The 25801-nt window shown below is 74.4% G+C and carries 24 protein-coding genes; 12 read left to right on the forward strand and 12 right to left on the reverse strand.

All coding sequences use genetic code 11. The features are described 5' to 3' along the window. Positions 1 to 70: 70 nt before the first annotated feature. Entirely contained in the window at positions 71 to 445 is a 375-nt protein-coding gene (locus ACIQVI_RS13190) for a hypothetical protein (protein WP_403594756.1), read from the reverse strand. A gap of 169 nt (positions 446 to 614) precedes the next feature. Between ACIQVI_RS13190 and ACIQVI_RS13195 the strand changes: the two genes are divergently transcribed. Next, positions 615 to 935, forward strand: a complete 321-nt coding sequence (locus ACIQVI_RS13195; RefSeq protein ID WP_403594759.1) for a hypothetical protein — start codon at positions 615 to 617, stop codon at positions 933 to 935. A gap of 27 nt (positions 936 to 962) precedes the next feature. Here ACIQVI_RS13195 and ACIQVI_RS13200 read toward each other — a convergent pair whose 3' ends face one another. The 5 genes from ACIQVI_RS13200 to ACIQVI_RS13220 form a co-directional block, all read right to left on the reverse strand. Further along, positions 963 to 2192 (reverse strand): DUF418 domain-containing protein, encoded by a 1230-nt coding sequence (locus ACIQVI_RS13200; protein WP_403594762.1) that lies wholly within the window; start codon positions 2190 to 2192, stop codon positions 963 to 965. Between the two features lie 82 nt (positions 2193 to 2274). Next, the gene (locus ACIQVI_RS13205) at positions 2275 to 4296 is read right to left on the reverse strand and encodes a DUF4157 domain-containing protein (protein ID WP_403594765.1); all 2022 of its coding nucleotides are present in this window, start codon (positions 4294 to 4296) and stop codon (positions 2275 to 2277) included. 118 nt (positions 4297 to 4414) lie between these two features. Then, positions 4415 to 5386 carry a helix-turn-helix domain-containing protein gene (locus ACIQVI_RS13210; RefSeq protein ID WP_403594768.1) on the reverse strand — a complete coding sequence of 324 codons (972 nt, stop codon included), beginning with the start codon at positions 5384 to 5386 and terminating at the stop codon, positions 4415 to 4417. A 114-nt stretch (positions 5387 to 5500) separates the two neighbouring features. Further along, positions 5501 to 7765 (reverse strand): heavy metal translocating P-type ATPase, encoded by a 2265-nt coding sequence (locus tag ACIQVI_RS13215; protein WP_403594771.1) that lies wholly within the window; start codon positions 7763 to 7765, stop codon positions 5501 to 5503. A 62-nt stretch (positions 7766 to 7827) separates the two neighbouring features. Further along, positions 7828 to 8007, reverse strand: coding sequence for a hypothetical protein (locus tag ACIQVI_RS13220; protein ID WP_403594774.1), 180 nt, complete (start codon positions 8005 to 8007; stop codon positions 7828 to 7830). Positions 8008 to 8235: 228 nt separating this feature from the next. Here ACIQVI_RS13220 and ACIQVI_RS13225 point away from each other — a divergent pair, with 228 nt between their 5' ends. From ACIQVI_RS13225 to ACIQVI_RS13250, 6 genes are all read left to right on the forward strand, one after another. After that, a complete protein-coding gene (locus ACIQVI_RS13225) occupies positions 8236 to 9186 on the forward strand; it encodes a hypothetical protein (protein WP_403594777.1) in 951 nt (316 codons plus the stop codon). Between the two features lie 52 nt (positions 9187 to 9238). Further along, a complete protein-coding gene (locus ACIQVI_RS13230; RefSeq protein WP_403594780.1) occupies positions 9239 to 9949 on the forward strand; it encodes a copper homeostasis protein CutC in 711 nt (236 codons plus the stop codon). Positions 9950 to 10326: 377 nt separating this feature from the next. After that, positions 10327 to 10776 (forward strand): hypothetical protein, encoded by a 450-nt coding sequence (locus ACIQVI_RS13235; RefSeq protein WP_403594783.1) that lies wholly within the window; start codon positions 10327 to 10329, stop codon positions 10774 to 10776. Then, entirely contained in the window at positions 10776 to 12857 is a 2082-nt protein-coding gene (locus ACIQVI_RS13240; RefSeq protein ID WP_403594787.1) for a hypothetical protein, read from the forward strand. Before ACIQVI_RS13235 ends, ACIQVI_RS13240 begins: the two co-directional genes overlap by 1 nt. Further along, complete coding sequence (locus tag ACIQVI_RS13245; protein WP_403594790.1) at positions 12854 to 13402, forward strand: hypothetical protein; 549 nt, start codon at positions 12854 to 12856, stop codon at positions 13400 to 13402. The genes ACIQVI_RS13240 and ACIQVI_RS13245 overlap by 4 nt, the downstream gene beginning before the upstream one ends. A gap of 68 nt (positions 13403 to 13470) precedes the next feature. After that, positions 13471 to 14352 carry an aminoglycoside phosphotransferase family protein gene (locus ACIQVI_RS13250; RefSeq protein ID WP_403594793.1) on the forward strand — a complete coding sequence of 294 codons (882 nt, stop codon included), beginning with the start codon at positions 13471 to 13473 and terminating at the stop codon, positions 14350 to 14352. 10 nt (positions 14353 to 14362) lie between these two features. On the opposite strand, the gene ACIQVI_RS13255 is transcribed toward ACIQVI_RS13250, so the two are convergent. After that, positions 14363 to 16423 (reverse strand): HelD family protein, encoded by a 2061-nt coding sequence (locus tag ACIQVI_RS13255; protein WP_403594798.1) that lies wholly within the window; start codon positions 16421 to 16423, stop codon positions 14363 to 14365. A 269-nt stretch (positions 16424 to 16692) separates the two neighbouring features. Here ACIQVI_RS13255 and ACIQVI_RS13260 point away from each other — a divergent pair, with 269 nt between their 5' ends. Both ACIQVI_RS13260 and ACIQVI_RS13265 read left to right on the forward strand, forming a co-directional pair. Then, complete coding sequence (locus ACIQVI_RS13260) at positions 16693 to 16881, forward strand: hypothetical protein (RefSeq protein WP_351969576.1); 189 nt, start codon at positions 16693 to 16695, stop codon at positions 16879 to 16881. A 69-nt stretch (positions 16882 to 16950) separates the two neighbouring features. Next, positions 16951 to 17328 (forward strand): hypothetical protein, encoded by a 378-nt coding sequence (locus ACIQVI_RS13265; RefSeq protein WP_403594801.1) that lies wholly within the window; start codon positions 16951 to 16953, stop codon positions 17326 to 17328. An 8-nt stretch (positions 17329 to 17336) separates the two neighbouring features. Here ACIQVI_RS13265 and ACIQVI_RS13270 read toward each other — a convergent pair whose 3' ends face one another. Then, on the reverse strand, positions 17337 to 18977 hold the full coding sequence (locus ACIQVI_RS13270; protein WP_351969578.1) for a DNA repair helicase XPB: 1641 nt from the start codon (positions 18975 to 18977) through the stop codon (positions 17337 to 17339). A 91-nt stretch (positions 18978 to 19068) separates the two neighbouring features. Next, on the reverse strand, positions 19069 to 21618 hold the full coding sequence (locus tag ACIQVI_RS13275; RefSeq protein ID WP_403594805.1) for a helicase-associated domain-containing protein: 2550 nt from the start codon (positions 21616 to 21618) through the stop codon (positions 19069 to 19071). A gap of 72 nt (positions 21619 to 21690) precedes the next feature. Between ACIQVI_RS13275 and ACIQVI_RS13280 the strand changes: the two genes are divergently transcribed. Both ACIQVI_RS13280 and ACIQVI_RS13285 read left to right on the forward strand, forming a co-directional pair. Further along, the gene (locus ACIQVI_RS13280) at positions 21691 to 22713 is read left to right on the forward strand and encodes a hypothetical protein (RefSeq protein ID WP_403594808.1); all 1023 of its coding nucleotides are present in this window, start codon (positions 21691 to 21693) and stop codon (positions 22711 to 22713) included. A gap of 63 nt (positions 22714 to 22776) precedes the next feature. Next, positions 22777 to 23397 carry an HAD family hydrolase gene (locus ACIQVI_RS13285; protein WP_403594811.1) on the forward strand — a complete coding sequence of 207 codons (621 nt, stop codon included), beginning with the start codon at positions 22777 to 22779 and terminating at the stop codon, positions 23395 to 23397. Here the strand turns inward: ACIQVI_RS13285 and ACIQVI_RS13290 are convergent. Beyond that, a complete protein-coding gene (locus ACIQVI_RS13290) occupies positions 23385 to 23663 on the reverse strand; it encodes a hypothetical protein (RefSeq protein ID WP_403594814.1) in 279 nt (92 codons plus the stop codon). The genes ACIQVI_RS13285 and ACIQVI_RS13290 overlap by 13 nt on opposite strands. A 135-nt stretch (positions 23664 to 23798) precedes the next feature. Between ACIQVI_RS13290 and ACIQVI_RS13295 the strand changes: the two genes are divergently transcribed. Next, on the forward strand, positions 23799 to 24182 hold the full coding sequence (locus ACIQVI_RS13295) for a cold-shock protein (protein WP_062753125.1): 384 nt from the start codon (positions 23799 to 23801) through the stop codon (positions 24180 to 24182). 6 nt (positions 24183 to 24188) lie between these two features. On the opposite strand, the gene ACIQVI_RS13300 is transcribed toward ACIQVI_RS13295, so the two are convergent. Together ACIQVI_RS13300 and ACIQVI_RS13305 are read right to left on the reverse strand one after the other, a co-directional pair. After that, positions 24189 to 25040, reverse strand: coding sequence for a 1,4-dihydroxy-6-naphthoate synthase (locus ACIQVI_RS13300; protein WP_121828216.1), 852 nt, complete (start codon positions 25038 to 25040; stop codon positions 24189 to 24191). After that, complete coding sequence (locus ACIQVI_RS13305; protein WP_403594819.1) at positions 25031 to 25798, reverse strand: futalosine hydrolase; 768 nt, start codon at positions 25796 to 25798, stop codon at positions 25031 to 25033. Before ACIQVI_RS13305 ends, ACIQVI_RS13300 begins: the two co-directional genes overlap by 10 nt. Positions 25799 to 25801 lie beyond the last annotated feature (3 nt).

Below are 25801 nucleotides of genomic sequence, written 5' to 3' on the forward strand. Positions count from 1 at the left end.
AGGTCTTATATCCGACTGCCGCGAGTATATATCGGGCCGACCCGGCGGGCCCGGGATCACCGCCGCCCGGTCAGCGCCCCCGTCGCGCCCCCGAGCACAGGGCGGCCACGCCCGCCGCCAGCCCCACGACCGCCCCCGCCGCCAGCACCCCGCCGTGCGAGCGCCAGGACAGGACCGCTCCGTTCGACCGGGCGGAGAAGACCGAGCCGACGCTCAGCCAGGAGCCGACCGAGGCCACGGACAGGGCCGAGCCGACCGATCCGGCGCTCGCCCAGGAGCCGATCGAGGCGAACGAGTGGGCGGAGCCGACCGAGCCGATGGAGAGGAAGGAGCCCACCGAGCCGATGGAGAGCATCGAGCCCACGGAACCGATGGAGAGGAACGAGTCCCTGGACCAGAGGGAGAGGGACGAGGTCCCCGGGCGTGAGCAGGGGTGAGAGGCCATGGACCGATCCTAGGGACGCGCCGGGAACCGCGCCCCCCGAACGCACCCGCCCCGCACGCCCTTTGACCGGGCGAACGCGCCGGGTTACGTTGCCGGTGCTGCCCGAAAAGCCCTGACCAGGCCGTTTCCCGGGCCGCACGTCGACATGTGTACGGGGGAGTGGAATCGGATGCGGGCGGAAGACGGAAGCGTCCCGGCGGCGGCACCGGAGGACGGTGCGGAGGGCGGCGCGGAAGGCGCGGAGAAGCCGGGCTGGTACCTGGCGAGCCTGTTCGCCGCGCTCGCGTGCGTCGTGCTGAGGTTCGGCGGGGTCTGGACCTGGTGGGCCCTCCTCTGGGTCCCCCTCCTCCTGCTCGCCGTCGCGTGCGGCGTCGACAACTGGCGCCTCATGGCCCGCCACCGTCCCCGCCTCGGAGCGTACGAGTGGTTCGTGCTCGTCACCACCCACCTCGGCGTCGCCCTCGCGGCCGTACGGATCGCCACCGCCTAGCGCGCCCGCCGGCGTCGTCCGTGCGGCTCAGGCGGACGCCCGGGGCGCCGCCCGGTCGCCCGGTGGGCGGGCCAGGGTGACCGTGCGGAGGAGCCACTCCGCCGGGCCGTGCCGGCGGGTGGACATCAGCCTGGCGCTGAGGGCGAGTTGGGCGGCGTACAGGGCGAGGGCGCCGAGGGTGACGGCGGCCGTGCCGAGGCGGTCGTAGAGGGCGAGGCCGTAGCCGGTGAAGACGAGGGCCAGGACCAGGGACTGGGCCAGGTAGTTCGTCAGGGCCATCCGGCCGGCGGGGGCGAGGAGGGCGGTCACCCGCGCGCCGCGCGCGGTGCGCAGGAGCAGCAGCATTCCGCAGACGTACGCGGCGGTGAGCGCCGGGGCCGTGACCGTGTTCACCGCGTGGCCGAGCAGCTCCCAGCGGGGGCCGAGCGGGCCGACCGCGGTCAGGGCCGCGAAGACGCCGCCGGGCAGGCCCACGGCGGCGCCGAGCAGACAGACGAGGCGCGTCCGGCGGTGGCGGATCCGCGCGGTGGCGGCGTCGGGCGCGTCCGAGAGCAGGCGCCGCTTGCCGCAGTACAGGCCCGCCAGGAAGGCCGTCACGACGAAGCCGCCCATCAGGGGGAGGGTGAGGAGCACCTCGGGCAGCAGTCCCGCGTTGGCGGCCACGACGGACGCGGGGTCGCCGCGGTAGGCGGCGACGAGCGCGGGAAAACCGTCGGTGACCCCGGCGTTCACGGCGGCCATTTCGGCGTCGGACATGAGCAGCGGGACGAGCCCCACGAGCAGCAGCAGGGCGCTCGCGCACCCGTGCACGATCAGCGCGGCGGTCCGGGCCACCCCCGGCGAACAGCCGCGCGCCGCTACCAGGACCAGGCCGAGCACGGCGTACGTCATGAGGATGTCGCCGGAGAACAGCAGCACCGCGTGCAGGGCCCCGAGGGCGAACAGGCCCAGGGAGCGGCGCAGCAGCCGGGGCACGGGCCCGGCGCCGTCGCGTGCGGCCGACTCCAGCTGGAGGGTGAGGCTGTAGCCGAAGAGGAACGAGAACAGCAGGAAGAACTTCCCGGTCACGAAGGTCTGGACGACCGCCTCCACGGCCCGGTCGAGGGAGGAGGCGTCCGGATCGGCGATGCCGTGGAGGCCGTACGGGCCCGCCGCCATCGGCGCGTTGACCAGCAGGATGCCCAGGAGCGCGAAGCCCCGGAGGGCGTCGACCTCCGCTATCCGCGGCCGAGCCCCTCGTACGTCCGTCGCCGTCACCGGCACCGTCCCCCCGTGGTCGTTCCCCGGCGACCAGCGTAAGCGGACGGCGCCCGGTGCGGGTGCCGCCGAACGGCCCCGGTCACTGCTGCGAGGCGCCCGCCCCGGCCTGGGCGTTCAGCCGTGCCGCGCGCGCCGTCGCCCGCTCGGTGGCGGCCCGGTCGGCGGCCTCCCGCAGCAGGGTGTAGAACTCGCCGGTGACGGGCGTCTCCCACAGGTGGAGGTAGATCAGCATCTGGTTGAGGACGGTGTCGTACTCGACGAGCGTCCCGGAGGCGTCCCCGGCTGCCTGGTCCCAGCCGGTCGCCCTGTCCCGGTCCTCGGTGCTCAGCTTTCCGGCCTTGTGGAAGGCGTTCGCGTACTGCGCGACCTTGCCCATCTGGCCGCCGTACGCCACCTTCTCCGCCAGCAGGGAGTACTGGATCGGGTTGAAGAGGGCCCTCTCCTTCTCCAGCGCCCCGGCCAGGGACGCCAGCGTCGCCTTGCGGGACCGTGCGATCTCCCCCACGACCTCGGGGGTGGAGGCGTAGGGGGCCAGCAGCATGAGGTCCGTGGCGTCGTAGGCCTGGTGCGCCGCGACGTGGGTGAGTTCGTGGGCCATGTGCCCGAGGAGGAAGGAGGTTCCTCCGCGTGCCTGGGTGTCCACGTTGAAGTTGTAGCGCCGGTCGGGGCCGGCGCCGGACTGGTGGGGCTCCTGGGCGGACATGCCGATGGACACGGTCGACGGCCGGAAGGAGACCATGTGCACCAGCGGCAGGATCTCCTCCAGCACCCGGCGCGTCACGTCCGGCAGGCCGGGGTCGTCCCGCACCTCCTCCAGCCTCCGGACGAAGCCGCGCATCAGGGCGGTGAACCCGTCGGACGTGAGAACGCGGGCGGTGGTCTGTACCCGGGCGGGGATGTTCAGGTGGTTCATGTGGTCGGCGAACGTCGCGTTAGCCCCGCTGTCCGGCTTCATGAGCCGGTCCACGTGGCCCAGCAGTTCGTGGAGGACCCGAGTGGCCTCCGCGTCGGATTCCGGCGTGCCGTCCGGGGTGTCGCGCTCCGCGTGGGGGAGCCGCGTCGGTACGGACTCCAGCAGTTCCCGCTCGGTGGCGGCCTCGGCGTGCAGTTTCTCCACCCCGGCGTACCGCTTCGAGGTCCGCCTCCCGTCCATGTACGCCCGGCACAGGCCGACGAGCCGGGTGAGCGCCTCCAACTGCCCCTCCCGGTCGCGGCCGAGGGCGGTGTACTCCTCCAGGCCCCGGTCGATCCCCGTGACGGTCGACCGGTCGCGGACCTTGCCGGGCACGGCCGTCTCCTGCTTGAACTCCTCGGGACTCATGACCCGTTGGACCGCCGGGGAGGGGCCGGAGGGTCGTTCCTGCCGGTGGTCGTGGTCCCGGGGCGCCGTCCGCTCCGGCGCCGCCCGGGACATCACCCGGGTCGCGTTCGCCTCGGCCTCGCGTTCGTACCGGTCGGAGGGGTCGCTGATCCGCAGGCCGCCGCCGTCGTCCGTGCCCGCGACGGGCCCCTGGCGCTGCTGGACGACATGGGTGAGCTCGTGGGCGAGGGTGTGCGCGTCACCGCCGCCGTCCCCGATGACGACGTGGCTGCCGGACGTGTAGGCGCGGGCGCCGATCTCGGCCGCCGACGCCCGCGCGGCGCCGTCGTCGTGGACGCGGACGTCGGAGAAGTCCGCGCCGAGCCGGGCCTCCATGTCGGTGCGCGTGGCGTCGTCCAGGGGGCGTCCGGGGCCGCGCAGCACGTCGTGGACGGCGGACCGCTGCACCGCCGCGGGCCCCTCGGCCTCCCGGTGTCCGCACCCCGCCCCGTGCCGGTGCTCCTCCCGCGCCCAGGGGTGGCCGGTCCGGCGGAGCATCAGGACGACGGCCGTGTTCCCGGCGCTCCGCTGGAGGGCGAGGAGCTCCCGGGCGCGCGCGTCCCCGGCGGCGGGGGCGTGCGTCGGGTCGGAGCCGGTCCGGCCGGAGCTCGTTCGGTCGGAGCTCCTTCGGTCGACGCCCGCCCGGTCGACGCCCGCCCGGTCGACGCCCGCCCGGTCGGCGCGCGCCGGCGCGTGGTCGGTTCCGGCGGCGGGCTCTCGGGCGTTCTCGTGGGCTCGCATGGGACCTCTTCGCGCGGGGACATGGCCGTTCCTGTGTATCTGGATACAAGGCGGCCTCGTCCCGTGACCAGGTACCCGAGGGCAGTCGGGGCTGTCCGTAGGGGCAGGCCCCGGTGGGTCAGGAGGCGGTCCCCGTGCTCCGCGCCGCGCTCCGGAACGTCCGCCGGTACGTGTCCGGCGGCACCCCGAGCGCGTTGTGGAAGTGGCGGCGCAGGGTCGTCGCCGTGCCCATCCCCGTGCGGGCGGCGACGAGTTCGACGCTGTCGTCCGTGGTCTCCAGGAGTTCCTGGGCCCGGTGGATGCGCTGGGTGTGCAGCCAGCGCAGCGGGGTGGTGCCGGTGGTGGCGGCGAAGCGGCGGGTCAGGTTCCGGGTGCTCATGTTCGCCCGGCGGGCCAGGTCGGGGACCGTCAGCGGCTCGTCGAGCCGGGCGCCCGCCCAGGCGAGGAGGTCCGCGAAGGCGTCCGCCGCGTCGGCGGACGTCGGCCCGGCGACGTACTGGGCCTGGCCGCCCGCGCGGCGGGCCGGAACCAGGAGCCGCCGGGCCAGTTCGGCGGCGACGGCGGCGCCGTGGTCGGCGGTGACCAGGTGCAGGCACAGGTCCATCCCGGCGGCCTTGCCCGCCGAGGTCAGGACGTTGCCGTCCTCGACGTAGAGGATGTCCGGGTCGACCTCCACCCGGGGGTGACGGGCCGCCAGGTCGCCAGTGTGCGCCCAGTGCGTGGTGGCGCGGCGGCCGTCCAGTACGCCCGCCGCCGCCAGGACGAACGCCCCCGTGCACAGCGACACGATCCGCGCGCCCCGCGCGTGCGCCGTGCGCACGGCCTCCAGGAGGTCGGCGGGCGGGGCGGCGTCCACGTCGGCGCAGGACGGGACGATGACGGTGTCCGCCCCGGCCAGCGCGTCGAGGCCGTGCGGGGCGTCGATCCGGAGCCAGCCGCCGACCCGGGCGGCGGCGGTGTCCCGCGCGGCGCAGACCCTGAAGTCGTACCAGCCGTCGGTGATCCCCCGGTCGACGCCGAACACCTCGCAGGCCGCCGCGGTCTCGAACAGCATCGTCCCGTCGTGGACCGCCAGCGCCACAGAAGTCATGCGGGGGAGTGTACGGAGCGGGGTGCGCCGAGGCGCCCGCGAGCCGGGCCCGTCCGAACGGACGGGCCCGGCTCTGGCTTCGGTTTCGGCCCCGGCCCCCGCGCGCCGCCCCGCTCAGCCGTCCGCCGCCTTGAATCCCCGCAGCCGCAGGCTGTTGCCGACCACGAAGACCGAGGAGAAGGCCATGGCCGCGCCCGCGATCATCGGGTTGAGCAGTCCGGCCGCGGCGAGCGGCAGCGCCGCCACGTTGTAGGCGAAGGCCCAGAAGAGGTTCGAGCGGATCGTGCCGAGGGTCCGGCGGGAGAGCCGGATCGCGTCGGCCGCCGCCCGCAGGTCCCCCCGTACGAGGGTCAGGTCGCCGGCCTCGATGGCGGCGTCCGTGCCCGTGCCCATGGCCAGGCCCAGGTCGGCCTGGGCGAGCGCGGCGGCGTCGTTCACGCCGTCGCCGACCATCGCGACCGAACGGCCCTCCGCCTGGAGGCGCTTGACGACGTCGACCTTGTCCTGCGGCATGACCTCCGCGATCACCTCGTCGATGCCGACCTCGGCGGCGACGGCCTCCGCGACCGCCCGGTTGTCGCCGGTGAGCAGGATCGGGACGAGGCCGAGCCCGCGCAGCCGCCGGACCGCCTCGGCGCTGGTGTCCTTGACGGCGTCCGCGACCTCCAGGACCGCGCGCGCCTCCCCGTCCCAGGCGACCGCGACGGCGGTCCGCCCCGCCTTCTCCGCCGTGTCCTTCGCGGACCTGAGTTCCGGCGGGAGGGACATCGCCCACTCCTCCAGGAGCTTCTCGCGGCCGACGAGGACCGCGTGTCCGTCGACCACGCCCTGTACGCCGAGGCCGGGGACGTTCGCGAAGTCCTCGGGAACGGGCAGGGTGCCGACCCGGTCGGCCGCGCCGGTGGCGACGGCCCGGGCGATCGGGTGCTCGGAGGAGTGCTCCAGGGCGCCCGCGAGCCGCAGGACGTCCTTCTCGTCCGTGCCCCCGGCGGTGTGGACGGCGAGGAGGGTCATCCGGCCGGTGGTGACGGTGCCGGTCTTGTCCAGGACGATCGTGTCGACCCTGCGGGTGGTCTCCAGGACCTCGGGGCCCTTGATGAGGATGCCGAGCTGCGCGCCGCGCCCGGTGCCGACCATGAGGGCGGTCGGGGTGGCCAGGCCGAGGGCGCAGGGGCAGGCGATGATCAGGACGGCGACGGCGGCGGTGAACGCGGCGGTGAGGCCCTGTCCGGTGCCGAGCCAGAAGCCGAGGGTGCCGAGGGCGAGCGCGATGACGACCGGCACGAAGACGGCCGAGATCCGGTCCGCGAGGCGCTGGGCGGCGGCCTTGCCGTTCTGCGCGTCCTCGACCAGCTTCGCCATGTGGGCGAGCCGGGTGTCGGAGCCGACGCGGGTGGCCTCGACGACGAGCCGTCCGCCCGCGTTCAGGGTGGCGCCGGTGACGGCGTCCCCGACGCCGACCTCGACCGGGACGGACTCGCCGGTGAGCAGGGAGGCGTCCACGGCGGACGAGCCCTCGACCACGGTGCCGTCGGTGGCGATCTTCTCGCCGGGGCGGACCAGGAAGCGGTTCCCGACGCGGAGTTCGCCGGTCGGTACGGTGACCTCGCGGCCGTCCTCCAGGACGGTGACCTCCTTGGCGCCCAGCTCCATCAGGGCCTTGAGCGCGGCGCCCGCCTTCCGCTTGGAGCGGGCCTCGAAGTACCGGCCGGCCAGGATGAAGGCGGTGACGCCCGCGGCGGCCTCCAGGTAGATGTTCCCGGCGCCGTCGCTGCGGGCGATCGTGAACTCGAAGGGGTGCGTCATGCCGGGCGTCCCGGCCGTGCCGAAGAACAGCGCCCACAGCGACCACAGGAACGCGGCGCCCGTGCCGACCGAGATCAGGGTGTCCATGGTGGCCGCGCCGTGCTTCGCGTTGGTCCAGGCGGCCTTGTGGAAGGGCCAGGCGGCGTAGACGACGACCGGCGCGGCGAGCGTGAGGCTCAGCCACTGCCAGTACGCGAACTGGAGGGCCGGGACCATGGCCATGGCGATGACGGGGACGGCGAGGACGACGGCGGTGACCAGGCGCTGCCGGAGGGGCCGCAGCTCCTCGTCGGCCCGCTCCTCGTCGGAGGGGCCCGCGCCGGCCTCGTTCCTCGGGGGTTCGGGCTCGGCGGCGGTGTAGCCGGTGGCCTCGACGGTGGCGATGAGGTCGGCGACGCCGACGCCCGCGTCCGCGTCGAAGGTGACCTTCGCCTTCTCGGTGGCGTAGTTGACGGTGGCCTCGACCCCGTCCATGCGGTTGAGCTTCTTCTCGATGCGGGCCGCGCACGAGGCACAGGTCATGCCGCCGATGGCGAGCTCGACCTGAGCCGTGCCGGATGACGTCGTAGCCATGGACTCTGCTCCTCGTGGGGTACGGGACGGGGGTACGGGTACGAGCGCGGGTGCGGGTGCGGTCAGGCGCGGCCGGCCGGCTCGTGGCCCGCGTCGGCGTCGGCGGCGGTGACGGCGGCGATCGCGGTGTCGTCGGGCTCGGTGCCGGTGGTCGCGGTCAGCGGGACGCCCACGGTCGTGGTCGTGGTCGTGCCGTCCGTGCCGGTCGAGCAGCCGTGGTCGGGGGTGCAGCAGGAGCCCATGGCTTCCTCCTCGGTCGATTCCCTTCCCTCGATACCCTAGGGGGGTATCGCTTCACGGTTCCATGTATACCCCCCTGCCGTATTCATGGCAAGCGGATCCCCGGCTTGACTTGATACCCCCTAGGGGTATCGTGAGGTGCATCGAACGGTTCAAGGCGCGGTCATCCGCACGGCCTGCACGGCCTATGCGGCCCGCACCGCCCACGTACGAGCTACGGGAGAGCAGCCATGAACACCGGTGCGAAGATCACCGCCTTCGCCGCCGCGCTCGCCGCGACCTTCGGGACGGCGTACGGGGTCGGTGCGGCCGTCGGCCCCGCCGCCCCGGAGAAGACCCCGGCGAAGACCCCCGCGGAGGCCCCGGCGGCCGACGGGCACCCGGACCACGGGGAGGAGACCCCCGCCGCGAGCGCCCCCGGCGGCCTCCAGGTCTCCGAGGGCGGCTACACCCTCGCCCTGGAGGACCCGACCCCCGCGCCCGGCCCCGGCCGGACCGTCCTGAGGTTCTCGATCCAGGACGCGGCCGGGAAGAAGGTCACCGCCTTCACCCCCGAGCACGGCAAGGAACTGCACTTCGTCGTCGCCTCGCGCGACCTGACCGTCTTCCGCCACCTGCACCCCGCGAAGGCCGCCGACGGCACCTGGACGGCCGAGACCGACCTGCCGGCCGCCGGGCCCTACAAGGCCTTCGCGGACTTCAAGCCCGCCGCGCCCGGGGCCCGGGCCCTCACGCTCGGCGCCGACGTCTCCGTACCGGGGGAGTACGCGCCGAAGCCGGTGCCCGCCGCCGCGCCGGCCGCGACCGTGGACGGCTATCAGGTTCGCCTCGGCGGCACCCTCGACCCCGGAAAGCCCGGTGAGCTGCGGCTCACCGTCTCCAGGGGCGGGAAGCCGGTCACCGACCTGGAGCCGTACCTCGGGGCGTACGGGCACCTCGTCGCCCTGCGCGAGGGCGACCTCGCCTATCTGCACGTCCACCCGAACGCGGGCGGTCCCGGCCCGGACGTCTCCTTCACGGCGACGGCGCCCAGCGCGGGCACGTACCGTCTGTTCCTGGACTTCCGGCACGAGGGCGAGGTGCGGACGGCGGCCTTCACGGTACGGGTGGGCGTTTCCGGGGCACCCGTTTCCGCAGAGGGTGAGGCCGAGCACGATGCGGGCGGCCACGAGCACGGCTAGGCTGGTCATTGGACTAGACCTATAGCCGTCATTCATGGAGGAATGGGCTTCGATGAGCAACCGTGCAGTCCTTGAGGTGATCGCCCTCGACGAGCAGGACGCGGTCGCCGCCCAGACCGGCGGCGCCGACCGGCTCGAACTCGTCACCGACATGGCGGCGGACGGGCTCACCCCGTCCGGGGCCGGCTTCGCCGCGATCCGCGCCGCCGTCGACATCCCGCTGCGCGTGATGCTCCGGCTCACCGACGGTTTCTCGGCCGGCGGCCCCGAGGGCACCGACGCCCTCGTGGCGCGCGCCGCCGACCTTCGGGAGGCCGGCGCGGACGAGTTCGTCCTCGGCTTCCTCACCCCCGACGGCGAGCCGGACCTGGTCGCCGTCGAGCGCCTGATCGCCGTCCTCGACGGCTGCCGCTGGACCTTCCACCGGGCGATCGACCGGGCCGCCGACCGCGACGGACTGCGCAAGGCCCTCGCGGACCTGCCGGGCCTGGACACCTACCTCACGGCCGGTGCCGCCACCGGCGTCGACGACGGCCTCGCCACCCTCAAGGCCGAGGCCGCCCGCGCGGGCGAGCCCGGCTACGAGGCCCGCATCCTCGTCGGCGGCGGCCTCCGCCTCGACCACCTCCCCGAACTGCGCGCGGCCGGCCTCGACGCCTTCCACATCGGCGGCGCGGCCCGCCCCGAGGGCTGGGCGGCCCCGGTCTCGGCGGACGCGGTCCGTACGTGGCGGGAAGCGGTGGACGCGCCGCCGGAGGCCTGAGGGCCCGGGCGCGGCGCCCCCGCCCGTACCCGAGGCCCGGCCGGCAGGACACCGGCAGCGCCCCCGCCCGCCCGTTCCCGCGCGGTGAACGGCCCCCGTACGCGCCGATACGGGCGGTTCCTTCGCCGCTGCGAAGCAGGGAAGGCGGGGGGCGGCCGGAGCCCGCCCGTCGCCCCTCCGGTGGGAACGGACCGGGGGCGCCCCCGGCGCGACCAGCGGCAACGCCCCGCGGAGCGGCGATCCTTCGATCCGGCGCTCACATGACGCGCCGTAAGGCCCTAGACTCCCGTGACGTTCGATTGATCATTCGGTGGCTCGGACGCGCGTCCGGGTCCCCGCGTCAACGTGACGAACGATTGCACGGGGGAAGGGTTCCGATGGCCTGGGACGAGTGGGAGCAACTCAAGACGGAGGCCGCCGACAAGCAGTCGACGGGGATGCAGCTGAACCGGGTGCCCGACGAAGGCCCCGGCGGCGCGGCGCCGGGAGGCGACCTGAAGGTCGGTCAGGACGCCCTCGCGGCCATCGGCGACTCGGCGTTCCGGCTCTTCGACAACCTGGGCAAGCACGGCCGCGACGCCTGGTCCGTCAGCCAGTCGGCCGCCAAGGACCTGAGCACCCAGGGCTTCGCGCTGGGCGGCGCCCTCGACCACGTGCAGGAGCGCTGGGAGAAGCAGCTCAAGACCCTGCTGGACGCCTGCGCGCACATCTCGAACCACATGGACTTCACCCAGAACGCGCACGCCGGCGACGAGCACTACGTCTACGGCATCGTCAGCAGCATCACGACGCTGGACGAGGGCTTCACCGAGAGGACGCAGCGCTGATGGACATCGAAACGCTGCGCCAGGGCAGCTTCGGCCAGCTGGGCCAGGCGATCACCGCCTGGAAGGGCGTGGTGGACAAGCTCAAGAAGCTGGAGACCGACGCCCGCGACGACCTGAAGGCGAAGGCCGACAAGGCCGACTGGGCCGGTGTGAACGCCACGGTCTCCCGCGAGTTCATCGGCAAGACGGCGGGCGAGTTCTCCGACGCCCACACGCAGGCGAAGAGCATCCACGACATCCTCAAGGACACCCACGACGAGCTGGTCAGCTACAAGCAGCAGCTCGACCAGGCGCTCGAACGCGGCCGCAAGAAGAACCTGACGGTGACCTCCACCGGGGGCGGCGGCTTCACCGTGACGATGATCATCCACCCGGACCGGGCCGCCAAGGGCCACGAGGTCCCGGACCACTCCCCCCAGGACGCCGAGCACCTGCGGGACGACATCCAGGTCATCCTGGACCGGGCGACGGAGAGCGACACGACGGCGGCGACCGTGCTGCGCGCCCTCGTCGACCAGGCCGAGGTCGGCTTCTCGGGCGCGAAGTACGGCGACCGCGACTCCGCGATCGACGCCCTCCGCAAGGCCGAGGAAGCCGCCAAGATCCTGAAGGAGAAGGGCGACGAGATGTCGCCCGAGGAGTTCCAGAAGCTGAACGGGCTGCTCGCCTCGTACCGGAACGACCCGCTGTTCCAGGAGAAGTTCGCCACGCAGGTGGGCCCCAAGGCGATGCTCGACTTCTGGGCCGACCTGTCGAGCCCGGACAGCACGAAGGACCTGACGCAGACCCAGCTCAACCAGCTCGGCGACTTCCAGAAGAACCTCGGGTTCGTCCTGGGCGGCGCCACCCAGTCGGACAGCCCCGCCATGCGGCAGTGGGAGAACGACATGGTGAAGCTGGGGAGCGAGCGGTTCCACACGCGCACCGGCGACGCCTACGGCTTCCAGATCATGAGCAACCTCATGCGCACCGGCGACTACGACGACCGGTTCCTCACCAAGTACGGCGACGCGCTGGTCGCCCAAGAGAAGAAGATGAAGATCCCGGACCGGTTCTACCTGATGGAACCGACGCTGAAGATGAACTTCATCGGCGACGCGGAGTTCGGCCGCGACCCGATGGCCGGCTTCATGACGGCGCTCTCCAACAGCCCCGACGCGGCCACGGACTTCTTCAACACCAAGGAGCCGCAGGACAACGCCCAGTGGGTGCTCAAGGACCGTCCGTCGTTCGACGACTCCCCCCTGGACGACGGCCCGAACGAGACGCTGGAGGCGACGGGCAAGGCGATGTTCGCGGCGGTGTCGGGCGTCACCGACCCGAAGGCCCCCGACGCGGAGTTCCCGCCGCACACGCCGGAGCACCGGGAGGCCATGAAGCGCACCCTGGGCATCATGGCGAGCACCGGCAACGACTTCCCGCCGGAGCTGCGCGACGACATGGCGCTCGCCCTGGGCAACCACGGCGACCAGGTCCACAAGGCGATGAGCAACCCGCTCGTGGAGCAGGAGCTCGACTCGGGGCAGCTGATGGAGGTCAGCAAGCAGATCTCGCGGAACAAGGACGCCTACACCGAGCTCGTCCAGCAGATGCACGGAGCGATCACGGCCGACATCTACACGGAGAAGGCGCACCCGGAGGACAGCCTGGACCGTGCCGGGCGCACGGTCGGCTTCCTGGAGGAGGCGCGCTACCAGGCGACCAACGGCGAGAAGGGCGAGAAGCTCGCCGACGCCTCGTGGGACAAGGTCGGCAGGTACCACGTCATCGGCGGTCTCGTCACCCCGTGGCACCCGGCCGGTGACGCCGCCCAGCGCGTGGTGGACGTGGTCACGTCGAAGATGCTGGAGGACGAGCAGAACAGGATCAACGCCAAGGCGACCGCCGACCACACCGAGACGTACTCCAACCGCAGGCTGGAGCTCCAGAACCTCGCGGACCTCTGGTACCAGCAGAACAAGGACTGGGCGGAGGACCCGGCGCACGAGGGCTACTCGAAGAACCACGGCGCCTACTCGCAGATCGAGGGCGCCGCGAACGACGGCAACAAGAAGGCCGAGGGAGTGTCGGGCACCCAATGACCAGAACGTTCCGCCGCACGTCCGCCGCCGTCCTCACGGCGTGCCTCGCCCTGTCCGTCGCCGCCTGTGGCGGCGGGCGGGAGTACACGGTTCCGAAGGAGGCCTGCGGGGTCGCACTCGACGGGAAGACGCTCGATCCGTTCCTCTTCGACGGGGAGAAGCTCGACGTCACGGGCGGCTCGCTGATCGAGACCGGCACGAGCGTCCAGGGGGCGTGCGACATCCGGGTGGACGGCGAGCCCGCGGTCCGCCTCAGGGTCGACAAGGTCGACAAGCTCTACGACCCGATGGCCGAGCTGGAGGCCTTCCGCTTCGCCAACCGGGAGAAGATCGAGAAGCTGCCGTTCTCCGGCCTCGGGGCGCTCGGCGACCGTAACTCCATGGTCAGCACGGCGTGCGCGGGACCGAAGGCGGACCACCTCGTCGTGCACGTCGTCGTCGGAGACCAGTCCGGCGGCGACGTCGCCGAACGCCGCCGGAACATCGAGGCGTTCACCGTCGACTTCGTGCCGAAGGTGAAGAAGGCCCTCGGCTGCACGGCCTGAACCCGGACCCGGGGCCCGCCCTTTAAAGAGGGAGCGGGCCCCGGGTCCGGTTCCGTATCCTCGCCCGCATGTCGGCCTCCCCCGTACCGGACACCACCCTCGTCGCACGCCTGATCGCCGCCCAGTTCCCCCGGTGGGCGCACCTGCCCGTACGGGCCGTGGACTCGGCGGGGACGGACAACGCCATGTTCCGGCTCGGGGACGAGCTCGCCGTGCGCCTGCCGAAGGCCGGGTGGGCCGGGGGACAGGCCGAGAAGGAGCGGTACTGGCTGCCGCGCCTCGCCCCGCACCTGACGCTGCCCGTCCCCGTGCCGGTCGGGCACGGCGAGCCGGGGGAGGGCTTCGCCGGGCCCTGGTCGGTGTACCGGTGGCTGGACGGGGACGACGCCCACCGCGCCCCGATCACCGATCTCGCCCACGCCGCCGTCGAGTTGGGCCGCTTCGGCGTCTCCCTGCGCGGGGTGGACGCGACCGGCGGCCCGGTGTCCTTCCGGGGCGGCCCGGTCACCGACTGGGAGCGGGGCGCCATGGCGCCGGCGATCGAGACCCTCGGCGCGGACGGCACGCTCGACGCCGCCGCCGTCACGGAGGCCTGGGAGGCGGTGCTCCGCCTCCCGCCGTGGCGGGGCGACCCGGTCTGGGTCCACGCCGACCTCCTCCCCGGCAACCTCCTCACCAGGAACGGCCGCCTGTCCGCCGTCATCGACTTCGGCGGCCTCGGCACGGGCGACCCGGCCTGCGACACGCTGGCCGCCTGGTCCCTCCTCACCCCCGCCACCCGCCCCCTCTTCCGCGAGGCCTCCCGCGTCGACGACGCCACCTGGGCCCGCGGCCGGGGCTGGGCCCTGTGCTGGGGCGTCGTGACCGAGGCGTACTACCGGGAGAAGAACCCGGTCCTGGCGTCCGTCGCCCGGCGCACCCGCACCGAGGCCCTGGCGGACTTCGCCTGACCGCCCCGGATCAGACCTCCCCCAACTGCTCCGGCACGGGCGCGGAGTGAACGACCGTCAGGCCCGACACCGCTCGCGTCAGCGCCACGTACAGGCGGCGCAGGCCCGTGCGCTCGTCGGGTTCGCCGTCGACGACCGCGGCCGGCTCGTCCAGGACGACGTAGTCGTACTCCAGGCCCTTCGCGAGCGACGCCGGGACCAGGGTCAGACGGGACGCGGACGTCGTCTCCTCGCCGGGCGAGAGGTGCGGCAGGCCCGCCGCCGCCAGCGCCTCCGCGAGCGGTGCGATCCGCGCGTCGGCGGCGATCAGGCCGATCGAGCCCTCGTGGCCCAGCGCCTCGACGCAGGCCGCGACGACGGCCGCGTCCAGGTCCTCAGCGCGGCTGTGCCGGACGTCCAGCGAACCGGGGTTCTCCCGGACCGACTCCACCGGCGCGAGCCCCGGCGACATGTGCGGAAGGAGCCGCGAGGCGTACGCGATGACCTCGCGCGGCACGCGGAAACCGGCCGTCAGTTCCTCGACCACCGCCTCCGGCTTCCCCAGGTGCCCGAGCGCCTGCGCCCAGCTCCCCGTCGCCCACGGCGTCGTCCCCTGCGCCAGGTCGCCCAGGACGGTCGCCGAACCGGTCGTGCAGCGCCGGCCCACCGCCCGGTACTGCATGGGGGACAGGTCCTGCGCCTCGTCCAGGACCACGTGCCCGAGCGAGTGCGTCCGCTCCACCAGGTCCATCGCCTCGTCCACGAGCACCGCGTCCGCCGCCGACCACTTCGCCGTCCTCACGCTCCGGCCCGGCTTCTCCCACAGGAGCAGCTTCCGCTCGTCCTCCGTGAGCACCCCCTCGGCGTGCTCCGCCAGGAACTCCGCGTCGCTCAGCAGCCGCAGCACCAGCTTCGCCGGGTCCACCGGCGGCCAGCACTCCTTCACGACCGCCTTCACCGCCGCGTTCCGCGCCACCGCGTTCTGCACCCGGTCGTCCGGCGCCTCGCCCGCCTGCTCCATCCGTACGAGCACGGCGTGCGCGATCCGCTGCGGAAGCGCCTCGCGGGCCGCCCCGTACCGGATGTCCCGGTCGAGCAGCTCCCGCACCATCTCCTCGATCTCGTACGCCGGGACCCGCCAGCGGCGCGAGCCGCGCACCACCATCAGGGACTCCCGCGGCAGCTTCACGTGCGAGCGGACCGCCCGCCGCAGCACCTCCGCCATGCGGGCGTCGCCCTTCACGACCGCCGTCGCCGCCGCGTCCGTCCCCCGCACCTCGACGTGCGCCACCAGGTCGTCCACCGTCGCCTGCTGCACCTCCAGCTCGCCGAGCGCGGGCAGCACCTGCTCGATGTAGTGGAGGAAGGAGCGGTTCGGCCCGATGACGAGCGTCCCGGTGCGGGCCAGCCGCTCCCGGTGCGCGTAGAGCAGGTACGCGACACGGTGCAGGCCCACCGCCGTCTTGCCGGTCCCGGGCCCTCCCTGCACGCACACCGACCCCGACAGGTCGGACCGGACGATCTCGTCCTGCTCGGGCTGGATCGTCGCCACGATGTCCCGCATGGGACCCACGCGCGGCCGCTCGATCTCCGCCTGGAGCAGCCGGCTGGTGCGCTCCAGCTCCTCCGGGTCGGACAGGTGCTCGTCCTCGTACGCGGTGAGCTCGCCGCCCGTGTACCCGAAGCGGCGCCGCAGCCCCACGTCCTGCGGGTCCTTGCGCGACGCCCGGTAGAACGGCTGCGACACCGGGGCGCGCCAGTCGATCACCATCGGATCGCCGCCGGCGTCGTGCACGTGCCGCCGCCCGATGTAGAACCGCTGCCCCTCCTGCGTGGTGCGCAGGTAGTCGAGCCGCCCGAAGAACAGCGGCGTCCCGGCCAGGTCGGCCAGCGCCTTGATCCGGTCCTCGATCTGCCGCTCCAGGACGACCGCGTTCACCCAGTTCGCGGTGACGTCCTTGATGTCGAGCGCCTGCACGTCCTCGCGCATCGCGCGCAGGGCGGCGCGGGAGTCGGCCAGATGGGCGCGTTCACGCGCGAGCGGATCGTCGTCGGACAGCGGCTGATCGGGCACGGACACGGGCACGGACACGGCGGAGCCTCCGGGGCGGATGCGCGGACACGGCGAAGTGGCCGCCGGTTTCCGACCGGACGGCGGCGCTCCACGGGGGAGGCGGGGAAGCTGGCGAGTGTAGACCCTGGGCGGGGCGCGGTGCGAATGGATTGCGCCCGCGTCCTCCCCGTACGGCGCCCGCGTCCACCCCGTAGGGGACGGGGTCCGACGTGAGACCGACCCCGGGTCCGCCCCGGATCGGCCCTCAGACCGATGTGTTCGTAATGTCCGGATTCCATGATGGAAGCATGTCCGCGACGACCTTCACCCTCGTGACCACCGCCCCCCGTCTCCACCGCGTGGGCCTCGCCCTCCGCGCGATACGCGCCTTCGGCGGCGCCGCGGCCGGGGTCGTCCTCCTCGGCGACTACGGCCCGCCGGAGGCGGGGGTGAGAGACCCCCGCCCGAGGTACGCGCCCGGGCGCACGTCCGCCTGAGTACGCGCCCCGCCCGGCTGAGTACCCCGACGCCTGACGCGGCCCCCGCCCCCTTGATGTGATCGGGGCATGACGACACCGCACCCCACCGAGCCCGCCCCCACCGAGCCCGCCCCCACCGAGCCCGCCCCCACCGAGCCCGCCCCCACCGAGTCCGCCACCGCCACCACCGCCGAGCCCACCGCCCCGAGCCCCCGCACCCTCCGCGTCTTCGCGCTCTGCGGGTTCCTCCTCCTCGCCGGGTGCCTGGTGGTCACCGCCGTCCTCGGGCTCACCGACGCCATCGAGGGCGACGGCGTGGACGACGGCTTCCTCGCCGCCGGCTTCTGGGCCCTGGTCCTCGGCGCCGTCGCGGGCGCGGCCGCCCTCGCCGTGCCCCGCCGCGCGCTCGTCGCCGCCCAGTACGCCCTGGCCTTCGCGGGCCCGTTCCTCGCCGCCCTGGACTGAGCGGCGCGCTACGGCGCCAGCAGCTCGTCCGCGTCCACGATCCGGTACGCGTACCCCTGCTCCGCCAGGAACCGCTGCCGGTGCGCCGCGAAGTCCTGGTCGATGGTGTCGCGGGCGACGACCGAGTAGAAGTGCGCCTGGTGCCCGTCGGCCTTCGGCCGCAGCACCCGGCCGAGGCGCTGCGCCTCCTCCTGCCGGGAGCCGAAGGTGCCGGAGACCTGGATGGCGACCGTCGCCTCGGGCAGGTCGATCGAGAAGTTCGCGACCTTGGAGACGACGAGCACGCCGATCTCGCCGGTGCGGAACGCGTCGAAGAGCCGCTCCCGCTCCTTGTTCGGCGTCTCGCCCTTGATGACCGGCGCGTCGAGGTGCTCGCCCAGCTCGTCCAGCTGGTCGATGTACTGCCCGATGACGAGGGTCTGCTGCCCGGCGAACCTCTTCACCAACGCCTCCGTCACCTTCCGCTTCGTCGCCGTCGTCGCGCAGAAGCGGTACTTCTCCTCCGGCTCGGCCGTCGCGTACGCGAGCCGCTCCGAGTCGGTCAGGTTCACCCGGACCTCGACGCAGTCGGCGGGCGCGATGTACCCCTGCGCCTCGATCTCCTTCCACGGCGCGTCGAACCGCTTCGGCCCGATCAGCGAGAACACGTCCGACTCGCGCCCGTCCTCGCGCACCAGGGTCGCGGTGAGACCGAGGCGGCGGCGGGCCTGGAGGTCGGCGGTGAACTTGAAGACGGGCGCGGGCAGCAGGTGCACCTCGTCGTAGACGATGAGGCCCCAGTCGCGGGAGTCGAACAGCTCCAGGTGCGGGTAGACGCCCTTCCGGCGGGTCGTGAGCACCTGGTAGGTGGCGATGGTGACCGGCCGGATCTCCTTCTTCGTCCCCGAGTACTCGCCGATCTCGTCCTCGGTGAGCGAGGTCCGCTTCACCAGCTCGTGCTTCCACTGCCGGGCGGAGACGGTGTTGGTCACCAGGATCAGGGTGGTCGCCTTGGCCTCGGCCATCGCCCCGGCGCCGACGAGCGTCTTGCCCGCGCCGCAGGGCAGCACGACGACGCCGGAGCCGCCGTGCCAGAAGCCCTCCACGGCCTGCTTCTGGTACGGCCGCAGGCTCCAGCCGTCCTCGGCGAGGTCGATCCGGTGCGCCTCCCCGTCCACGTACCCGGCGAGGTCCTCGGCCGGCCAGCCCAGCTTCAGCAGGGTCTGCTTGATCTGCCCGCGCTCGGAGGGGTGCACGGCCACGGTGTCCGGGTCGATCCGCTCCCCGACCAGCGGCTGCACCTTCTTCGACCGGAGGATCTCCTCCAGGACGGGCCGGTCGGTGGTGGTGAGCACGAGCCCGTGCACGGGGTGCTTGGAGAGCGTGAGCCGCCCGTACCGGTCCATCGTCTCGGCGACGTCCACGAGCAGCGCGTGCGGCACGGGGTAGCGCGAGTACTCCACGAGCGCGTCCACGACCTGCTCGGCGTCGTGCCCGGCGGCCCGCGCGTTCCACAGCCCGAGCGGCGTCACCCGGTACGTGTGGATGTGCTCCGGCGCCCGCTCCAGCTCCGCGAAGGGCGCGATGGCCCGCCGACAGGCCTCGGCCAGCTCGTGGTCGACCTCCAGGAGCAGCGTCTTGTCGCTCTGGACGATCAGTGGTCCGTTCACGCGCGATCAGATCCTTCCCGGGCCGCTCCGGCGACGGCCAATCCTCCAGTGTGCCGCATGGCCACGGGTACGGGCAGGGCTCCGGAGGCCCTCACACCTGGTCGTCCGCCAGCTCCGCCACCCCCGTGATCCGGTGCAGCGGGTACGTGCGCATCTCGTCGGCCGTGTGGTCGTAGCCCGTCACGAAGCCGCCCTCCACGCGGACCGGGGCGATGACGCGCTGGCTCGCCGCGCCGTCCGCGTTCACGTAGCCGATCCAGACCGCCGAGCCGGTCATCGCGGCCGCCTGGACGGTCGCCAGGGTCTCGGCGGACGAGGTGCGGGGGAGGGAGCCGGCGGGCGTCGGGGCCGAGGGTTCCCTGCGGACCGCCGTCGCCGCCCGGTCGCCGGCCCGGATCGCCTTCACCGCCGCGCCCAGGAGGGTCGCGTCGGGGGCGGGCGGGCCGTCCGGGACGGGCACGGGGGCCGTCCGCGCGGGCGTGCGGTACGCGTCGGCGCGCGTGACCAGGACGTCCCCCTCCGCCGACTCGGCCGCCGGCGCGTACCCCATCGCCCGCAGCCCGTCGAGCAGCGACGCCGGGTCCGTCTGCGCGGCGAGCACGGTCGGCGCCAGGCGCCGCAGGCCGAGCGCGGCCGAGCGCCGGTCGGCCAGGATCTCGCCGAGGACGGTGTCGTCGTCGCAGCGCACGTACGCCGACGCCGCCCCCACCCGCAGGTGCCCGTGGCGCCGGGCCACGTCGTCCACGAGGTACGCGAGCGGCTGCGGCACCGGCGTGCGGGAGTGCGCGGCCAGGAACGCGTGCACGTCGGACGCGGCGAGACCGGAGTCGAGCGCCCGCCGCACGGACCCGGGCGTGAACCGGTAGACCGTCGCCCCGCCCTTCGACTCCACGTCCGCGAGCACGGCGAGCGCGTCCGCCAGGGGCCGCCGCAGCGGGCCGGGCGCGACCGCCGTCAGGTCGGCCTGGAGCAGCACGTGGTCGACGGCCTCCGGCAGCAGCGGCGCCAGCAGCGTCGCCGCCCGCTCGGCCGCCACCGACTCCTCCACCCCGCCGCCCTCGTCGGCGGGCGACGCGGCCTCGGCGAGCGGCAGGTTGAGCAGCGCCCGCGCCGGGGCCGACAGGGCGCCCCGGCCGGTGAGCCCCAGGAGTTCGGCCTCCGCGAGCGACCAGCGCGCGAGCCGGGACCGCAGGTCGTCGGGGAGCGCGGAGTCGGTGCTCTCCGCCGAGGGGCCCGTTCCCCGCAGCGGCCGCTCCCACCGCAGCCGCGCGAACAGCGTCTCAGGGTCGGCCGCCGCGCCCGGCGGCAGCGTCGCCAGGAGGCCGAGCACCCGGTGCCGCACCTCGGGCGCGGCCGCCCGGTCCAGGTCCGGGCCGAGCACGGACAGGGCGCGCCCCTTCGCGTCCTGGCCGCCGGCCAGGCCCGGCGTCCGGGTCGAGGCCAGCCAGGGCACGACGAGCCGGGCCCAGCGCTCGGCGGGCGGCAGGTCCAGCCAGTCGTCGTAGGCGGGCGTCGGCGCGTACCGCTCGTCCGCCTCCCCGTCCGAGGCGAGCAGCCCCGCCCCGTGGCAGAGCTCCAGCCAGAAGGCGGCGACCTGCTCCGTCACGTCCAGGGCGGCGGCGGTCCGCCGCAGGTCCCGCACGGAGAGGCCGCCCGCCCGCAGCACCTGCGGGCCCCCCTTGTCCCAGGACTTCAGCAGCTCCTCGACGGTCGCCAGCGCCGTGTACGCCTGCCCGGCCGCCGCGCCGTCCACCACCTGGGGGCGGTGCTCGCGCAGCACGGCCACCTCCGGGGCCACCGGCTCCGGCGCCCGGTGCGCCCGCCCGCCCCGCAGGTGCAGCGCCACCTCGCGCGGCAGGACCATCGTCCGCGCCGACACGGGGAGCAGCAGGCCCCGGTCGCGCAGCCAGCGCACGGGCGGCGCCGGGTTCGCCGTCACCTCGCCGTACGGCGGCCCCCACACGAGCCGGTCCAGGACGGCCAGCGCCTCCGGCGGCGCCTCGTCGAGGAGCGCGCCCATCCGGGCCCGGTCGGTGAAGAGCCCGGTCAGGGCCGTCACCGCCGACACCGGGTCGTGCGTCGCGGCGAGCCCGGCCGCCGCGATGATCTCCTGCACCCGGCCCGGCGACATCCCGGACGTCGCCTCGGCGACCGTCGGCCCGAGCCCGGTCGGCGAGGGGTGCTGCGGCGACGGCGAGAGCAGTTCGCGCGCGGTCCGCACGAGCCGCAGCCGGTCGTCCTCGCCCCACACGAGCGCCTGTTCGCGCAGCAGCGCCACCGCGCCCGGCAGCGCCGCCTCGATCGTCGCGTCGCCCTCGTCGCCGGTGAGCAGGGCGAGGAGCACGGGGTACGGGGCGGGGTCCGGGGCGACGGCGAGCGCCTCGGCCGTCTGGAGCGCGAACCGGTCGAGCCGCTCCAGGGCCCGCACCACCGACCCCCGCGTCCCGGCGCGGGTCGCCAGCTGCGTCAGGTCGTTCGGTACGGGGTTCAGCAGGTCGGGGCGGGCGCGCAGCAGCGCGGCGAGTCCCTCGTCGCCCCGCGCGCGGAGCGCCTCCGCGAGCGTGCGGGGCGCCGCGGCGGCGCCAGTTCCCTCGGCCACGTGCGCCTCCCGGTCGAGCCCACCGATCCCACCGATCCCCATCCGGACCACGTTAACCGCTGCGCAGGCGCTAACGTCGGGCCGTACCGGGCGAACCGGCCGTGGAGGGGCACCGTGGACATCGAGAGCGACCAGTTGGTCTACGACTACCTGAGCCGGGTCGGCGATCTGGCCCAGCAGCGCCATCTGCCGGCGGGCGACCGCATGAGGCTCGTGTCGACCCTCCGGAACGAGATCGACCGCCGGCGCGCCACCGGGGGCGAGGAGACCCCCGCGGCGGTACGGGGCATCCTCGGCGCCCTGGGCACCCCGGACGAGGTCGTGGACCGGGCGGGGGCGCCGGGGGGCGCCGCTCAGCCGGGGGCGGGCCGGGGCCCGGTGCCGCGACCGCGCGGGGGCGCTCCGGAGCCGGGGGCCGCTTCCCGTACGGGGAGGGGTGCGGGTACGGCGAGTTCCGCACCCGCCTCCCGGTCACCCCGCGACGGCTCCGACGGCTCCGGCGGGTCCGGAATCCCCGGGCCGCGTCCCGGCGTGTCGGCCCCGGACCGGCCGTCGTCGTCCGGCGGGGCGGAGGAGCCCGACTGGTGGCGGACGGAGGACGCGGCCGACGGCTTCCCCGGCTTCGTCGGCGGGATCGAGCGCCCGGACCTCTTCCGGCCGCCCGCCCCCGAGGAGGACGAGGAGGAGGCCGAGGCCCCCGCGCCCGGAAGGCGTGAGCGGCTCGTCCGGCTCCTGCGCCCGCGCAAGGCCGCTCCCGCGCCGGCCCCCGAGGCGGTGGCGGAGGCGCCGCCCCGGCCCCGCCTCGCCAACCCCTTCGTGCTGCTCGCCGCGCTGCTCCTGCTCGGCGGCGCGGTCTTCGGCTCACTCCTCGCCCTCGCCGCGGGCTGGCTCCTCGCGTACGCCTCCCGCCGGCTGACCCCCGGCGAGGTCAAGGCCGCGGTCATGGTCATCCCGGGACTCGCCGCCGGCTCCGGGGCCCTCTGGCTCTGGGGCCGCGTCGAGGGCCGCTGGGGCGACCCGGTGGCCCGGGGCGGCGAGGCGATGGGCACGGCGATCGCCGACACCTGGCCGTGGGTCCTCCGGGGCGCGGCGATCGCGTCGGCCCTGTTCCTGCTGTGGAGGTCCCGCAAGCACTGAGCTGCCGGGCCGCCGGTCGGAACCCCGGACCGGCCCTCGAACGCCTGGAGCAAGAATGGACCCATGACCTCTCCGAGCGCGCCCCTCACCGTCGGTTTCGACCTCGATCTGACCCTCCTCGACACCCGCCCCGGCATCAAGGCCACGTGGGAGGCGTTCGCCGCCGAGACCGGGGCCGTGATCGACGCCGACCTCGTCGTGACCCGCCTCGGGCCGCCGCTCGAACACGAGATGGCGTACTGGTTCCCGCAGGAGCGGGTCCCGGAGATGGTGTCCCGCTACCGGGCGCTCTACCCGGAGTACGCGATCGGGCCCACCGTCCCGATGCCGGGCGCCGAGGACGCGCTGCGGGCCGTCCGCGAGGCGGGCGGCCGGACGCTCGTCGTCACCGCCAAGAACGGCCCGCACGCCGAACTGCACTTCGCGCGCCTCGGCATCGAGCCCGACGCGGTCGTCGGCGGCCTGTGGGCCGAGGGCAAGGCGGAGGCCCTGCGCGCCCACGGCGCCCGCGTGTACGTGGGGGACCACACCGGCGACGTCCGGGGCGCCGCCGCCGCGGGCGCCCTCTCGGTGGCCGTGGCGACCGGCCCCTGCCCCGCCGAGGAGCTGCGGGAGGCCGGCGCGGACGTGGTCCTGACGGACCTGACGGACTTCCGTGCCTGGTGGGAGGGCTACCTGGCCTGAGGGGACGCGCCCGCGCTGCCCCTGGCCTGGCGGCGCTGGGCCGCGATCGAGCGCATCACACCGGCGGCGGCGACGAGGAATCCGACCCCCATCAGCATGGAGACGGTGTACGCGACCGTGGGGAACGGGTCCGTCCCGAGGAACAGCGGAGCCACGGTGACCAGCGTCGCGACCGCGCCGATCGCGAAGACGACCACACCGGCCTTGACGAGGCCGTCACCCGGGGCACTGTCGTCCACCGGCACGGCAGGGGTTTCACTGTGCATCCGGCCAGGGTAGTTCCCAGGCCGTAGGAACACATCGGCGACGTCTTGTCACCGGCCTCCGGACCATTAGCCTTGGTGCCGGCGGGTCGGTCGACCCGCCGTTTGCCATCCCCATCGACGAGGACGAGGACGGACGTGCCTACCGGCAAGGTGAAATGGTTCAACAGCGAGAAGGGCTTCGGCTTCCTCTCCCGTGACGACGGCGGCGACGTCTTCGTCCACTCGTCGGTGCTCCCCGCCGGAGTCGAGGCACTGAAGCCGGGCCAGCGGGTGGAGTTCGGAGTCGTCGCCGGTCAGCGCGGCGACCAGGCGCTGTCCGTCACGATCCTCGACCCCACCCCGTCCGTCGCCGCAGCCCAGCGCCGCAAGCCCGACGAACTCGCGTCCATCGTGCAGGACCTGACGACGCTCCTGGAGAACATCACGCCGATGCTGGAGCGCGGCCGCTACCCGGAGAAGGCGGCGGGCAAGAAGATCGCCGGTCTGCTGCGGGCGGTCGCGGACCAGCTCGACGTCTGATCCGTCCTACGGGAACGACAGCGCGTCCGGGCCGAGGGGCGGTACGAGTCCCTCGGCCGCGGCGCGGGTGAGCAGCCCGCGCACCGCCGCGTAGCCGTGCTCGCCGAGGTCGGCGGTGAACTCGTTCACGTACAGACCGATGTGCTGGTCCGCCACCTTCGGGTCCATCTCCTGCGCGTGCTCCATGACGTACGGCCGGGAGGCCGCCGGATCGTCCCAGGCCATCCGCACGGACGCGCGGGCCGCGTCCGCGAGCCGCCGGAGGGTCTCCGCGCCGAGCGAGCGGCGGGCGACGATCGCGCCGAGCGGGATCGGCAGGCCCGTCGTGGACTCCCAGTGCTCGCCCATGTCGGCGAGCCGGTGCAGCCCGTACTCCTGGTACGTGAAGCGGGCCTCGTGGATGACGAGCCCCGCGTCGACCTTGCCGTCGCGGACGGCGGGCATGATCTCGTGGAACGGCATCACGACCACCTCCCCGACCCCGCCGGGCACGGCCTCGGCCGCCCACAGCCGGAACAGCAGGTAGGCGGTGGAGCGCTCGCTGGGGACGGCGACGGTCTTCCCGGACAGGCCGGCGCCCGTCCCGGCCTCCCGGGTCAGGACGAGCGGCCCGCAGCCCCGGCCCAGGGCGCCGCCGCAGGGCAGCAGGGCGTACTCGTCGAGGATCCAGGGCAGCACGGCGTACGACACCTTCAGGACGTCGTGCGCGTCGGTGCCGCTCTCGGCCCAGCCGTTGGTGACGTCGATGTCCGCGAAGGTCACGTCGAGCCGGGGGGCGTCCGGGACGCGCCCGTGGGCCCAGGCGTCGAAGACGAAGGTGTCGTTGGGGCAGGGCGAATAGGCGATCTTCAGGTGCACGGCGCCTCCACGAAGACGGTTCGGCCGAGGAGCAGGACGCCGCGCCGGAGCGCGTCCAGGGCGTCCCCGATGCGCCAGGCGGCGCGGTCGCGGGGGCCGACGGCGTTCGACACGGCCCGGAGTTCGACGACGGGCACCCCGTACCCGGCGGCGGCCTCGGCGACGCCGAAGCCCTCCATCGCCTCGGCGGCGGCCCCGGGATGCCGCTCCGTCAGCTCGGCGGCGCGCCGGGCGCCGCCGGTGACGGTGGAGACGGTGAGGACGGGCGCGACGGCGCACGGCACGCCCCCGGCGGCCAGGGCGGCGGCGATCCGGCCGGTCAGCTCCCCGGACACGGGGTGGACGGACCGTCCGAAGCCGAGCTCCTCGACGGCGAGGTACCCGTCGGGGGTCTCCGCCCCGAGGTCGGCGGCGACGATCGCGGACGAGACGACGAGGGACCCGAGGGGGGCGGTCGGCTGGAACCCGCCGGCGATCCCGGCGGAGACGACCAGGTCGTAAGGACGCCGCTCGGGTGCCCCGCCCGTCAGCGAGGCGTACGCCAGGGCCGTGCCCGTCGCGGCGGCGACCGACGCGGGGCCGACCCCGCCGACGAGGACGTCGACGCGCGCGCGGTCCCCGTCCGCGTGGCGGCGCAGGGCGAGCCCCCCGGGCAGCGGGACGTGCTCCGGGGCGGCGGTCGCGACGGGGGCGAGGCCGGCGGAGACGGAGTCCGCCTCCGCCGCCACGGCCGTCACGATCAGGATCCGGTGGACCACCGG

The organism is Streptomyces sp. NPDC098101, from assembly GCF_044760185.1.
Taxonomy (GTDB): Bacteria; Actinomycetota; Actinomycetes; order Streptomycetales; family Streptomycetaceae; genus Streptomyces.

What these genes read in the sequence shown, in the direction of transcription:
- ACIQVI_RS13285 (WP_403594811.1), top strand. Translation starts at nt 22,777, where the DNA reads ATGACCTCTCCGAGCGCGCCCCTCACCGTCGGTTTCGACCTCGATCTG.
- ACIQVI_RS13250 (WP_403594793.1), top strand. Translation starts at nt 13,471, where the DNA reads ATGTCGGCCTCCCCCGTACCGGACACCACCCTCGTCGCACGCCTGATC.
- ACIQVI_RS13225 (WP_403594777.1), top strand. Translation starts at nt 8,236, where the DNA reads ATGAACACCGGTGCGAAGATCACCGCCTTCGCCGCCGCGCTCGCCGCG.
- ACIQVI_RS13245 (WP_403594790.1), top strand. Translation starts at nt 12,854, where the DNA reads ATGACCAGAACGTTCCGCCGCACGTCCGCCGCCGTCCTCACGGCGTGC.
- ACIQVI_RS13290 (WP_403594814.1), bottom strand. Translation starts at nt 23,663, where the DNA reads ATGCACAGTGAAACCCCTGCCGTGCCGGTGGACGACAGTGCCCCGGGT.
- ACIQVI_RS13240 (WP_403594787.1), top strand. Translation starts at nt 10,776, where the DNA reads ATGGACATCGAAACGCTGCGCCAGGGCAGCTTCGGCCAGCTGGGCCAG.
- ACIQVI_RS13195 (WP_403594759.1), top strand. Translation starts at nt 615, where the DNA reads ATGCGGGCGGAAGACGGAAGCGTCCCGGCGGCGGCACCGGAGGACGGT.
- ACIQVI_RS13215 (WP_403594771.1), bottom strand. Translation starts at nt 7,765, where the DNA reads ATGGCTACGACGTCATCCGGCACGGCTCAGGTCGAGCTCGCCATCGGC.
- ACIQVI_RS13260 (WP_351969576.1), top strand. Translation starts at nt 16,693, where the DNA reads ATGTCCGCGACGACCTTCACCCTCGTGACCACCGCCCCCCGTCTCCAC.
- ACIQVI_RS13205 (WP_403594765.1), bottom strand. Translation starts at nt 4,296, where the DNA reads ATGCGAGCCCACGAGAACGCCCGAGAGCCCGCCGCCGGAACCGACCAC.
- ACIQVI_RS13235 (WP_403594783.1), top strand. Translation starts at nt 10,327, where the DNA reads ATGGCCTGGGACGAGTGGGAGCAACTCAAGACGGAGGCCGCCGACAAG.
- ACIQVI_RS13230 (WP_403594780.1), top strand. Translation starts at nt 9,239, where the DNA reads ATGAGCAACCGTGCAGTCCTTGAGGTGATCGCCCTCGACGAGCAGGAC.
- ACIQVI_RS13220 (WP_403594774.1), bottom strand. Translation starts at nt 8,007, where the DNA reads ATGGGCTCCTGCTGCACCCCCGACCACGGCTGCTCGACCGGCACGGAC.
- ACIQVI_RS13275 (WP_403594805.1), bottom strand. Translation starts at nt 21,618, where the DNA reads ATGGGGATCGGTGGGATCGGTGGGCTCGACCGGGAGGCGCACGTGGCC.
- ACIQVI_RS13210 (WP_403594768.1), bottom strand. Translation starts at nt 5,386, where the DNA reads ATGACTTCTGTGGCGCTGGCGGTCCACGACGGGACGATGCTGTTCGAG.
- ACIQVI_RS13265 (WP_403594801.1), top strand. Translation starts at nt 16,951, where the DNA reads ATGACGACACCGCACCCCACCGAGCCCGCCCCCACCGAGCCCGCCCCC.
- ACIQVI_RS13190 (WP_403594756.1), bottom strand. Translation starts at nt 445, where the DNA reads ATGGCCTCTCACCCCTGCTCACGCCCGGGGACCTCGTCCCTCTCCCTC.